The organism is Rhodococcus sp. EPR-157 (assembly GCF_001647195.1).
Lineage (GTDB): Bacteria > Actinomycetota > Actinomycetes > Mycobacteriales > Mycobacteriaceae > Rhodococcoides.
In genome coordinates, this window is sequence record NZ_LVCV01000177.1 from 1 (window position 1) to 12500 (window position 12500).

The 12500-nt window shown below is 63.6% G+C and carries 10 protein-coding genes; 6 read left to right on the forward strand and 4 right to left on the reverse strand.

From position 1 onward, the window contains the following. From macS to A2J03_RS08025, 3 genes are all read left to right on the forward strand, one after another. A partial coding sequence (gene macS / locus A2J03_RS08015) for a MacS family sensor histidine kinase (RefSeq protein ID WP_068371849.1) occupies positions 1 to 981 on the forward strand: 981 nt, incomplete at its 5' end. Positions 982 to 997: 16 nt separating this feature from the next. After that, positions 998 to 1627, forward strand: coding sequence for a response regulator (locus A2J03_RS08020; protein WP_197480666.1), 630 nt, complete (start codon positions 998 to 1000; stop codon positions 1625 to 1627). Positions 1628 to 1669: 42 nt separating this feature from the next. After that, on the forward strand, positions 1670 to 1894 hold the full coding sequence (locus A2J03_RS08025; protein ID WP_068371855.1) for an autophagy-related protein 2: 225 nt from the start codon (positions 1670 to 1672) through the stop codon (positions 1892 to 1894). 1 nt (position 1895) lies between these two features. Here A2J03_RS08025 and A2J03_RS08030 read toward each other — a convergent pair whose 3' ends face one another. Next, on the reverse strand, positions 1896 to 2285 hold the full coding sequence (locus A2J03_RS08030) for a MarR family transcriptional regulator (protein ID WP_068371858.1): 390 nt from the start codon (positions 2283 to 2285) through the stop codon (positions 1896 to 1898). Between the two features lie 167 nt (positions 2286 to 2452). On the opposite strand from A2J03_RS08030, the gene A2J03_RS08035 reads away from it, so the two are divergent. The 3 genes from A2J03_RS08035 (at position 2453) to A2J03_RS08045 (ending at position 6260) form a co-directional block, all read left to right on the forward strand. After that, entirely contained in the window at positions 2453 to 3700 is a 1248-nt protein-coding gene (locus tag A2J03_RS08035) for a glycosyltransferase (RefSeq protein WP_156520262.1), read from the forward strand. Continuing rightward, on the forward strand, positions 3603 to 4289 hold the full coding sequence (locus A2J03_RS08040; protein WP_068371861.1) for a DUF1707 SHOCT-like domain-containing protein: 687 nt from the start codon (positions 3603 to 3605) through the stop codon (positions 4287 to 4289). The genes A2J03_RS08035 and A2J03_RS08040 overlap by 98 nt, the downstream gene beginning before the upstream one ends. A 105-nt stretch (positions 4290 to 4394) precedes the next feature. Then, positions 4395 to 6260, forward strand: coding sequence for a DUF2339 domain-containing protein (locus A2J03_RS08045; protein ID WP_082897674.1), 1866 nt, complete (start codon positions 4395 to 4397; stop codon positions 6258 to 6260). 47 nt (positions 6261 to 6307) lie between these two features. On the opposite strand, the gene A2J03_RS08050 is transcribed toward A2J03_RS08045, so the two are convergent. From A2J03_RS08050 to A2J03_RS08060, 3 genes are all read right to left on the reverse strand, one after another. After that, a complete protein-coding gene (locus tag A2J03_RS08050) occupies positions 6308 to 8452 on the reverse strand; it encodes an MMPL family transporter (protein ID WP_068371864.1) in 2145 nt (714 codons plus the stop codon). A gap of 138 nt (positions 8453 to 8590) precedes the next feature. Then, the gene (locus tag A2J03_RS08055; protein WP_068371867.1) at positions 8591 to 11785 is read right to left on the reverse strand and encodes an MMPL family transporter; all 3195 of its coding nucleotides are present in this window, start codon (positions 11783 to 11785) and stop codon (positions 8591 to 8593) included. After that, complete coding sequence (locus tag A2J03_RS08060) at positions 11785 to 12489, reverse strand: NYN domain-containing protein (RefSeq protein ID WP_068371870.1); 705 nt, start codon at positions 12487 to 12489, stop codon at positions 11785 to 11787. The genes A2J03_RS08055 and A2J03_RS08060 overlap by 1 nt, the downstream gene beginning before the upstream one ends. Between the last annotated feature and the right edge of the window lie 11 nt (positions 12490 to 12500).

Here is a 12500-nt window from a genome sequence, read left to right on the forward strand (position 1 = left end):
TTGTCGGCAGTACTGCTCTCGCGCGCGAGCCTGCCACGGTGGAAAGTCGTGCTGGCCGACCAGTTCGTCGTGATCGGGCTGATGGCGTCGACCCGCCTGGTCTCGGATTACGATTGGTACAGCAACCATCAGACACTCCCCACGACGCTGTGGGCCACCAACGCGGTGATCTCGGCGGCAATCCTGTTCGGACCCAAGGGCGGAATCGCGTCGGGCATCCTTCTGTCCGTCGTGAGCGCAGTAGTGCGAGACCAGATCGATCTCGACCTGTGGACGGACGCGACCGCACCTGTCTTGGTCTCGGTCGGTCTTGCTCTCGGCCTGGCCAGTAACACCGCGCGGCGTGCACATGCCGAACTCGAACGCGCCGCGCGGCTGGCGGCGATCACCGAGGAGCGAGAGCGACTCGCCCGTCAGGTTCACGACGGTGTTCTGCAGGTGCTCGCGTTGGTTCGCCGACGCGGTTCCGAAATCGGCGGTGCAGCAGCGGAATTAGCCGAACTCGCCGGCGAGCAGGAAGTAGCTCTGCGAATGCTCGTCTCCGAACAAGGGGAGGCAAGCCGAGTCGATTCGACCCAGGCGGAAGTGGACCTGCGTTCATTGCTGCGGCCCCGGGGCAGCACCACCGTCTCGGTCTCTGCCCCGCCGAACCCTGTACTCGTCGACAGAGCTGTCGCAGAGGAGCTTTCGGCGGTCGTCGCCACGGCTCTGTCCAACGTTGCGCTACATGCGGGCGATGGTGCCCGCGCCTACGTTCTGCTCGAGGATGTGGACGGCGAGATCATCGTCAGCATTCGCGACGACGGCCTCGGTATCGCACCGGGACGCCTTGCCGCAGCCGAAGCCGAAGGCCGTATGGGAGTGTCGAAGTCGATCCTGGGCCGGGTCGAGGCCATCGGCGGTACGGCAGTTCTCGACACGGACGTCGGCGCTGGAACAGAGTGGGAAATTCGGGTACCGAAGGGATCGCTAAGTGACTGACACACAGATTTCGATCATGGTCGTCGACGACCATCCGATGTGGCGTGACGGAGTCGCCCGCGACCTCGAAGCGGCAGGATTTCTCGTCGTGGCAACGGCGGACAGCGTCGGCGCGGCGGGGCGACGTGCCGCCGCGACCCAGCCCGACGTCGTACTCATGGACATGCATCTGCCCGACGGCAACGGCGCGGATGCGACGACCGAGGTGCTCGCAGGCTCGAAGAACAGTCGCATCCTGGTGTTGTCCGCCTCGGCCGAACGCGAGGACGTGCTCGACGCGATCAAGGCAGGTGCCACTGGGTATTTGGTCAAGAGCGCATCTGCGGAAGAGTTGTACGAGGCCGTCCGCGCGACTGCGGCAGGGCAGGCCGTGTTCACACCAGGTCTTGCAGGGCTCGTGCTCGGCGAGTATCGGCGGATCTCCACCACACCTGCAGTCGACGAGTCGGTCGCTCGTCCCACTCTGACCGACCGGGAGACCGAGGTCCTGCGGCTGGTCGCGAAGGGGCTGAGCTCGAAGCAGATCGCGACGAAGCTGACCCTGAGCCACCGAACCGTCGAGAACCACGTGCAGGCAACGCTACGGAAGCTCCAGCTGGCGAATCGTGTCGAATTGACGCGCTATGCCATCGAACAGGGGTTGTGAACTTCGGTTTGCCGGGCCCGCGGTCGGGGCACTCTCCAACGCATGACCGACACCGACAAGCCCGTCGACACGACCGTCGATCCCACCGAGAAGACTCGCGGCACCGACGCCGATACAGCCCAGAGCTCCGACGAACGCAGCGAAGCGATCGCCGAGTTCGACGGCCATCTCGACGGCGCAGGCGACTCGCAGTCGTTGCCGACGCCCGACCCCGAGGACGTCGGCAACGAGCCCTCCGACCCGAAAACGATCACGCGCTCGGAGTAGATCAGCGCCTGACCAATCGCATCAACGCGAATTTGGCGACAGGCAGGTAGGGGATGATGAGGGCGGGCGAACCGCTGACCCTCAGCCAGGTCCGTGACCCGTCCGTCCTCGACGCGACTCCGTGCGTCAGGGTCAGCCCGACGCTTCGGCGCTTCCACCAGGCGCTCCACGTCCACATCCATTCGGATTCGTCGACGTCGAGAATTTCGAAGTCGACGTGGATCCACAGGGGTCCCTCGACGCGGCCGAACGTTCCGGCGGTGAGCCGCTCCTCGGAGTATTCGACGCCGACGATCTGTGTTGCCCACGACGACCACTGTTGTGGGTTCATGTAACGCTCCCAGACGGCACCCGCAGGTGCGGATCCCACCGCGTCGATTGTGATCTCCATGAGATTGTTTACCCGACCAGTGGCCGAAAAAAACGCGGAATGCAGTCAACTAACCGGCGGGTGGATCGGGAACAGTCACCGAACACAACCCGATCGACACCGATCACATCGGTAGAGTTCGTTTCCCCGTCGCTGGCTGGTCATGCTGCGGCGTCACACTCGTTGCAATGCGCATCGTGCAACTCGCGAACTTCTACGGTCCCCGCTCGGGTGGGCTGCGGACCGCGATCGATCAATTGGGTGCGGGATACACCGCGCGAGGCCACGAGGTGATCTTGGTCGTGCCGGGCGCTGTCGAGACCGAGGAAATCTTGCCTTCCGGCGTTCTGCGGATCACTCGGCCGGCAAGGAAGATTCCGCTCACAGGTGGGTACCGCGCGGTGGATCCACGTACCACCGCCGACGTGACCACGGCTCTTCGTCCCGATGTCATCGAGGTATCGGATCGACTGACGCTTCGCGGCATGGGTACGTGGGCATCACGCCGAGGCGTGCACAGCGTCATGATCTCGCACGAACGGCTCGATCGATTGCTCGGTCAGGTTCTCCCACAATCGATCGCTCGGTCGCTCGCCGACGTCGCCAACCGACGTACCGCGAACGCCTACGACACGGTCGTCTGCACTACCGCGTTTGCTCGGCGCGAGTTCGAGCGGATCGGCGCCCGCAACGTCTCCGAAGTGCCCCTCGGCGTCGATCTCGACGTATTCCATCCGACGCGTCGTATCGGCGGTTCGAGTGTCGATGGTTCTCGTTCGCCCTGGCACGGCGACGCCGAACGACTACTCGTGCATTGTGGTCGACTGTCGGTGGAGAAACGTGTGGATCGCAGCATCGATTCGGTTGCAGCATTGGTTGATTCAGGGGTCGATGTGAGGCTCGTGATCGCGGGGGACGGACCGAGACGATCCGGACTCGAACGTCGAGCACGTGGATTGCCGGTCGAATTCCTCGGATTCGTCGACGGACGTGTCGAACTCGCGGCACTCTTGGCTTCTGCGGACGCGGCAGTGGCTCCGGGTCCGCACGAGACCTTCGGACTTGCCGCATTGGAGTCTCTGGCTACCGGCACGCCGGTGGTGGTGTCGAAATCGTCCGCGCTCGCCGATATCGTGACGTCCGAATGTGGCGGTCGTTTCGACGACACCGCAGATGGATTGGCGTCGGAGCTGTCCCGGGTGTTCGAGCTCTCGCGTGCCGATGGACGAACTGCCGCCCGCGCCCGTGCCGAGCAGTTCGGCTGGCCCGCGTCCGTCGACGGCATGCTCGAGGTCCTCGAACATGGCCACCACGTCCATGGCCCCCTATCCTGGGGGCATGGAGGCGAGGGATTTGCGGGTGTCCGACGCGGAAAAGGAACACGTGGGGCAGCTGCTGCAGCGTGCGGTGGGACAGGGGATGCTCTCGCTCGGTGAATTCACCGAGCGGATGGACACGGCTCTCGCGGCCAAGACTCGAGGTGAGCTCAATTCCGTCCTTGCGGACCTTCCCGGAATGCAGATCGCCGAGCAGCATCGACCGCCGACTCGGCAACCGTCCCCACCTGCAGCGCAGTCGTATGGACCGCAGTCGTATGGACCGCAGTCCTACGCACCACACGGTTACACGGCGCACTCTCACAGCCCGGTCGTGAACACGAGCGACATCGTCCGCGGCACGATGTCCACTGTGACGCGCAAAGGCCCGTGGCACGTTCCACCGCAGCTCGGAATTCAGAGCAAGATGTCGACCGTGACCCTCGACTTCACTCAGGCCATCATGGCGAGTCAGGTCGTCGAGGTGTCGGTCGACGACTACTGCAGCACCCTCACCCTCATCGTGCCGCCGGAGGCGACAGTCGACCTCAATGCCGTCGAGACACTCGGTGGTAGCGCGAACAACAAGGTTCGTACCGGCCCTCCCATCGGTCCGCTGCACATCGTCGTGCGCGGCAAGATTCGGTTCGGGTCCATCACCGCCAAGCACCCGTTCGGAACCTCCATTCGCAGAATGCTCGGGCACTGAGGCGCCACGGCGAGTCGACGCCTGAACACATGCGGGCGAAAGTACCCGGGTCGAGCAGGTAGAACTACTCACGACTGCGTCGGCTCGGACGACAAGTATCGACGTATGACAACACCAGCGATCGATCCGCGATTGATTTCAGGCCTTGCGAGCCAGTTCGCGACGCTGAGCGAACAGATGCGTCGGGTATCGGGTGATCTGGGCGTTCTCCAGGCGCAGATCGTTGCGCCGGCGCCACGCCAGCCTGTGCATCAGTATCCAGCGCCGCCATCCCCCCAGGCTTACCCGCAGCCCACATACCCGCAGTCCACATACCCGCAAGCCCAGACCCCACAAGCCCCTCCTGCGCAAGTCCCGACACCGACTCGTGCGTCGGCAGTACGGCCAAGGCCCCACACTCCGTCGGTCCCGGCGACGCCGACGAAGAAGTCCGAGCCGTGGTGGCAGCGTGACGGGGTCATCAGCCGGGTACTGGCCGTCGCAGGCGCGGGCGTCACCTTGATCGGTGTGGTCATGTTGCTCGTCCTCGCGGCGCAAGCCGGATGGTTCGGCCCGGAACTTCGAGTCGGCGCGGGCGCGGTATTCTCGATCGCGCTGGTGTACATCGGGTCTCGGATCTACAGCAAGTCCGGCGGAAGAATTGGCGGAATAGCGACTGCAGCGACCGGTGTTGCGGGTCTCTACCTCGATGTAGTGGCTGTGACGGTTGTCTACGAGTGGCTCGAACCGATCATCGGTCTGATTGCAGCCTTCGGAATCGCGGCGGCAGGCGTCGCACTTGCGGTCTCGTGGCGGTCGCAGCCGATGGCGGTGCTGATTCTGATCGGGGTCGCGATCTGCGCGCCCGTGGTCACCGGTGGAATCACCTTGTCGCTCATTGCATTCTTCACCGCAACCTTCATCGCGAGCTTCGCGGCGCAACTGGGTCGGGACTGGCCGATCCTGTCGGGAGCACGAACGTTGCCGGTCGTCGTCGTCACGCTGTTCGGCATTGCCCAAGCGGAGAACTGGGGTGCGTCCGTATCCGAAGCGATTCCGCTTCTGATCGTGTCTGCCATCGTCGCGGCGTTCGGAATCGGCAGTTCGGTGGAGTTGTTGCGGCGCAACGTCGCCGATGTCATGGCGTCCGCGATGATTGCGGCGTCGGCGATTCCGGTCCTGGTGGTGGGCGCTCTGTTCGACCCGTGGACCGCGACGCTCGTGCACGGTGTCGTGGCACTCGGATGTTTGCTGGTGATCGCTGTGGGCACGTGGCTCCCCGCGAGCTCCAAGATCGTCCTCGCGTTGGTCGGCTCGCTGGCACTTCTGCAGGCGGTGGTGGTCCCGACGTCGGTCGAACTCCGTCCACTCGCGCTGCTCGTGGTTGCCGCGGTGCTGGAGGTCGCCGCGCTCCGCACGTCGTCCAAGTTGGCCTACTTCGTCGGCGCGGCGTTCGGTGCCTTGGGGTCGCTCGGATACTTGATCGTTTCGCCGCCGGCCTCGATCATGGACTCGGACTATGCAGTAGACGAATTCGGCGTCGTCCTCGCAGGCCTGCTCTTGGTCGCGGTCGCGGCGGGCCTGGTGTACGTCGGTGCGCAGCTGAAGATAGCCGGAAAGAACCTGCAGGCGTTCTGGGTCGGGGCAGGTGTGGTGTCGCTGTATGCGCTGACATCGGCGACGGTTGCTCTCGGGATGGTGGCGATCGGAGGCACGACGGGATTCGTCGCAGGACATTGCGCTGCCACGATCGAATGGATGGCGGGTGCCATGGCGCTGTTGGTCCTCGGGCTGCGCAGTGAGAAGTATGCGCACACAGCGCTGTTGGCGGGACTGTCGCTGACGGCGGCGTCCGTTGCGAAGCTGTTCCTCTTCGACCTGGTGGCGCTCGACGGACTGTTCCGCGTCGGAGCGTTCATCATCGTCGGGTTGCTTCTGCTCTTCGCTGGGACGCGCTACGCAAAGGTGTTCGCGGATCGGGCGGCGAGCTGACCGGCGTGAGCGGAAACCCATGTGTGCTGTGGGTTTCCGCTCACGGGTCAGAGGTACGTCTCGCCCAATCCCAGCTTCTGCTGAATTCGCTTCATCCACTTCGGAGCCCACCATGAGCTGTCGCCGAGAAGCTTCATCACCGAGGGCACCAAGAACATTCGAATGACGGTGGCATCGATGATGAGGGCAGCGATCATCCCGTACGCGATGTACTTCATCATGACGAGGTCGGAGAACGCGAAGGAGCCGGTCACCACGATGAGGATAAGTGCGGCGGCGGTGATGATTCGGCCCGAATGGGCGGTACCGATCTTCACGGCCTCAGTTGTGCTGGCTCCCTTCTCTCTCGCTTCGATCATTCGGGAGAGCAGGAAAACCTCGTAGTCCGTGGACAATCCGAACACGATGGCACCGATCAGCAGGAGGATCATCGCCATGATCGGCCCGGGCGTGAAGTTCATCAGGCTCGCCCCGTGGCCGTCGATGAAAATCCAGGTAAGAATGCCCATCGTCGCGCCCAGACCGAGAGCGGTCATCAACACAGCCTTGATCGGCAGCACAAGCGAGCCGAATGTCAGGAACATCAACAGCGTCACGATCAGCACGACAAGTAGCGCCGTCAGAGGAAGACGGTCTTCGAGCGCAGCGATCGAGTCGTACTCGACGGCAGGCGTTCCCGCAACTGCAACCGTTGCACCGTCCGGGATTTCGATGCTTCTCAGGTATTCGATGGCCTCGGCGGAGTCGTTTCGATCTTCGAGTCCGGCCTTGAAGACGATGATCCCGTCTTTGCTCGATCCCTCGGGTGTGAACTTCTCGATGAGGCCGGGGGCCTCGTTCGCCTGGTTCGTAATCTGCCCGAGGGTCGCGCCCTGGGCTCCCTGGATGACGAGCTTGATCGGTTCGGTGCGCTGACCGGGGAAGAATTCGTCGAACTGTTCCTGGGCTACCCGCGTCGGATTGTCCGGCGGGAGATAGGTCTCGTTGATCCCACCGAATTCGATTTTGCTCACCGGGAGCGTAAGGACGAGCAACCCGAGCACGATGACGACGGCAACCTTGACCGGCCTGCGCATCACCCACTCGGTGAGCTTGCCCCACATCCCGTTCTCGATCTCCGCAGACGACTTGGTCTTTCGAATGAACTTGAATCCGAGTGCGTCGACTCGTGGGCCGAGGATCGCAAGCAGTGCAGGGAGAACGGTGACCGCGGTCAGTGCAGCGAGCGCGACCGTGGCGATCGATCCGTATGCGACGGACTTCAAGAATCCGTGTGGGAAAACCAGTAGCCCACCGAGGCTCGCGACGATCATCGTTGCCGAGAAGACCACCGTCCGGCCGGCCGTCATGACCGAACGCCGCACTGCGTCTCGGGTCGACCGCCCGTCACCGAGTTCCTCGCGGAACCTGGAGACGATGAACAATCCGTAGTCGATCGCGAGACCGAGCCCCACCATCGACACGACCGGTGCGACGAATGTGTTCACTTCGGTGAAGTTGGTGAACACACGCACGATTCCGTTGGCGCCGACGACCGTCAGACCGCCCACGATCAAGGGAAGTGCTGCTGCGACTACCCCTCCGAACACGAAGAACAACAGGATCGCCACGGCGGGGATCGCGAGGATTTCCATCCGATGGATGTCCTCGGACATCGTCGACTGCAGGGCGCCCGCCACTGCTTGCAGACCGGCGACCTGTACGTCGACGCCGTCGATGTAGAAGACATCCTTGACGGCCTGGAAGTTGTTGGTCAGCTCGGTGTCGTTGTCTCCGACGACCGCGATGCTGGCAATTGCGTGTTGTCGATCCTCGGTCGCCAGCGCGGGAACGCTGACTGTGCCGTCGACGGGAAAGTAGGTGCCGTTGATCTTCAGAATCTGGTCGGGATGTTCGGCGACAAGGGTTTCCAGGTTGTCGGTGACTGCTGTGTTGAATTCGGGATCGTCGACGGTCTTGCCCTCGGGTGCCGTGTACAGCACGATGACGTCGCCCTGGGTGTCTCGGCCGAATGTGTTGTCGGCGAGAATGCCGGCTTCGACCGACTCGGAACCTGGATCGTCGAAACCGCTTTGACTCAAGTGGTCTTCGAAGCCCACCCCGTACCCTGCCATCGCCAACAGACCGGCAATCATCACCCCCAGCACGGTGTAGCGCCAACGGTGGACGAGATCTCCCCAGGTGGCGAACACTCAGGCTGCTCCTCGCAAATTGTCGGACGGGGCAATTGGCCGCGCGCAACCGCTGCATGACATGCAACAGCCCCCGCGAACCTGTCGCATCGGAACCCTACCGGAGAGTTGTACTGGCCGACCGACCAGCGCGTCGACCTACTGTCGACGCTCCCGCGCAAGCAATTCGCTGACGCTCAATGCCTGTCGACCGTCACCGCCGCGGTGCTTCCCGCTGTCGTTCTCAGCCGTGCTGTCGGAAACCTCGGGTTCGGCGGCTCGCCTGGATCGTTGTGGAGCATTCGGTTCCGGTGTGGCACCGCCCGATCGCGATCGGTTCGGCTCGTCCTCGGGTGCCGGGTTGCGGGGCGCATTCCGTGTCGAAATGTCGTAGCGGGCACGAGGTGTGCTTGGAGTTCGGTCTTGATCGTGCCCGTTCGCGCCACTTGCACTCTGGGAGTATCCGCGAATGCCCCCGGTCCTTGGGCTGCTGTCCGGCGTGGGTTCGCGGGTGACGTTTCCGGGCCGGTCGGGGTCGTTGCCGGCACTGCGATCGGGGCCGCCGGGAGCCGAGCCGGTGCCGTAGGGCTGACGGCCGTTGGTGGCCGAACTATTCACGCTCGACCCGTTCGTGCCCGAGCCGTTGGTGCCCGAGCCGTTCGTGGCGGAGGAGCGCCCGTTCCGTGCCGAAGTGCCACTCGAGACCGGACTGTCGGCGTTGCCAGTCACCTCTGAACGCTGGGGCTCCGAACGCTGGGGCTGGGCACTGGGCTTGTCGGACGGCGCTCGGAGATCTGCGAGCCAGCTTTCGATGGACCTCGGATCCGGCACGGGAGTGCGATTGCCGATCGACCGTACGGGCTCGCGAACAGGGGGCTGCGCCGGTACCGGGGGAGCCGGTGGAGTCGATACGGCGGGCGGCGAAACCTGGGACTCAGGTGCAGCCGCCGTCTGTGGTCGCCATGTCGGCTGTGGCTGCTGCTCGACGATCGGTGCCTGAGCGGGCTTGCCCGTTGCCGATCGACGCTCGTCTTCCTTGGCCTGCCGGGTGGCCCGGATCGGTCCGGAACCTGTCGGTGCGACGACCGGAATAGGTTCGGTGAGTGGCTCACTCGGGCGCGGCGCCGGCCGCATCGGCGGCGCGACGGTCGTACGGGCAACCCCACCTGCCATCGCGAGCTCCGGGACGTCGGCGGGCATGAGCTCGTCTTCGAGGATCGTCTCGCCGAGGCCGAGCTTCTGCTGGATGCGCTTCATCCATGCCGGTGCCCACCAGCAGTCGTCGCCGAGCAGTTTCATGGTCGCCGGCACGAGGAACATGCGGATGAGGGTGGCGTCGATGATGAGTGCGGCGATCATGCCGTAGGCGATGTACTTCATCATCACCAGATCCGAGAACGCGAACGCTCCGGTGACAACGATGAGAATGAGTGCCGCTGCGGTGATGATGCGCCCGGTATGCGAGGTACCGACGCGGATCGCTTCGCTGGTACTCGCGCCTTTTTCTCGGGCTTCCACCATGCGCGAGAGCAGGAACACTTCGTAGTCGGTGGACAACCCGAACACAATCGAGATGATCAGCACCAGCACCGGGGCCATGATCGGCCCGGGCGTGAAGTTCATGAAGCTCGCGCCGTTGCCGTCGATGAATATCCACGTCAGGATGCCCATCGTCGCGCCGAGGCCGAGCGTCGTCATGAGGACGGCCTTGATCGGCAACACCAACGATCCGAAGGTCAAGAACATCAGCAGCGTCACGACGAAGACGACGAGTATTGCCATCAGCGGAAGGTTGTCGATCAACGCCGCGATCGAATCCTGCTCGATGACGGGCGTACCGGTGATCATTACCGTCGCGCCCTCGGGGACGTCGATACTGCGCAGATAGTCGATGGCCGGTTTGGAGTCGTTGCGGTCGACCAAGCCGGCCTTGAAGACGATGATGCCGTCTGTGCTGGCGCCGTTCGGAGAGAACTTCTCGATGAGCCCGGGCGCTTGATTCAGTTGGCTGGTGATCGCAGCCAGGTTCGCACCCTGAGCGTTCTCGATGACCGCCTTGATCGGCTCGGTGCGCTGGCCCGGGAACAGGGCGTCGAACTCGCTCTGTGCCTGCCGGGTGACGTTGTCCGGCGGCAGGTAGGTCTCGTTGATGCCACCGAATTTGATGTTGCCCACGGGCAAAGTCAGCAAGACCAGCCCCAGGACGATGGGGATGGTGACCTTGAGTGGGTTGCGCATGACCCACCTGGTCAACTTGCCCCACATGCCGTTCTCGATTTCCTCGGACGACTTGGTCTTGCGCATGAACTTGAGGCCGAGGGCATCGACGCGAGGTCCGAGGATCGCCAACATCGCGGGCAGGATCGTGATTGCTGTGAGTGCGGCCAGCGCCACCGTTGCGATGGATCCGTACGCAACGGACTTCAGGAACCCCTGGGGGAAGAGCAGCAGTCCGCCCAAGCTGGCGACGATCATCGTCGCCGAGAACACGACGGTTCGACCGGCCGTCATCACCGACCTGCGCACGGCCTGCTGCGTCGAGTACCCGTCGCCGAGTTCCTCGCGGAATCTCGAGACGATGAAGAGCCCGTAGTCGATTGCCAAGCCGAGCCCGACCAGAGAAACGACGGGTGCCACGAAGCTGTTGACTTCGGTGAAGTTGGTGAAGACCTTGACGATTCCGTTGGCGCCGACGACGGTGAGGCCACCGACGATCAAAGGGAGCGCAGCCGCGATGACACCGCCGAAGATGAAGAACAGCAGGATTGCGACGGCCGGGATGGCCAGCAGTTCCATGCGCTGGATGTCGCCGGCCATCGTCGACTGCAAGGCCCCGGCGACAGCCTGCAGACCTGTGACCTGCACATCGACGCCGTCGATGTAGAAGACGTCCTTGACGGCCTGGAAGTTGTTGGTCAGCTCGGTGTCGTTGGCGCCGACGATGGCGATGCTGGCGATGGCGTGCGTACGGTCCACTGTCGCCAGTGCGGGGGCACTGACCACACCGTCGACCTTGAAGTACGTGCCGTTGATCTTCTCGATCTGATCGGGGTTGTCGGAGACGAGTGAATTGAGGCTGTCGGTGACCTTGGCGTTGAACTCCGGATCGTCGACCGTCCCGCCTTCGGGTGCGGTGTACAGGACGATCACGTCGCCTTGTTTGTCACGCCCGAACGTCTGGTCGGCCAGGCGCGCAGCCTCGACCGACTCCGAGCCGGGGTCGTCCCAGCCGCTCTGACTCAGATGGTCGTTGAGGTCGAGTCCGTACGCTGCGAAGCCCAGAAGGCCGGCCACCATGACTCCGATGACCGTGAACCGCATGCGGTAGACGAGATCTCCCCATCTGGCGAACACTACGAAACTCCTTGGCGCCCGACGAGCAGGGCGGACAGTGGGCGGAACGGCTGCAACCATGCGCCCTCGTCCGGCAGCGAATCCAGACTGACCCGTGGCAGAGGTTCACGGAAGACGCCGGGGATGTCCTCCAGATCGAGGAACGTCAGCGTCTCCGACGTGACCGCCCAGCTCGCATGCTCTCGAAATCCGAGCACGTGAACAGGCACGCCGGTTGCAGCAATGCTTTCCAGCGGCTCGCGGAACGCTTGACCGTCCGCGGACGCGACCATGACGCCTGCAAGTCCACCACCGCGATTGCGCAGTTCGATGTGATCGAGCATGTCGGCGTCGACGTCACTGTCCTCGTCGACCTTCGGCTTCGCGAATACCGCGAAGCCCACGTTACGCAAGGCTTCTACCCACGGTCGAACCACATCGGCGCTACCTGGGGCGATGTTGGTGAAGACCGTCGCCTCCGGCTCGAGTGTCGACGACTCCGTAACCGAGAGTTCAGCGGTGCGTTGAAGTAGCCATCGGCCCAGCGCATCGAATCGGGGACGGTACGCAGCCGTCGGACGACCACCCAGGATCGCGCCGAGACCCATGTCGAGATTCGGGGCGTCCCAGACCAGCAACACCCGCTTGCTGTGAGGAGAATCACTCGTGTCGAGGTTCGGAATGGGCGCAAGCGTGGTGTCGGGAAGCTCTTCGTTGAAGCTCATCGTGGACTCTT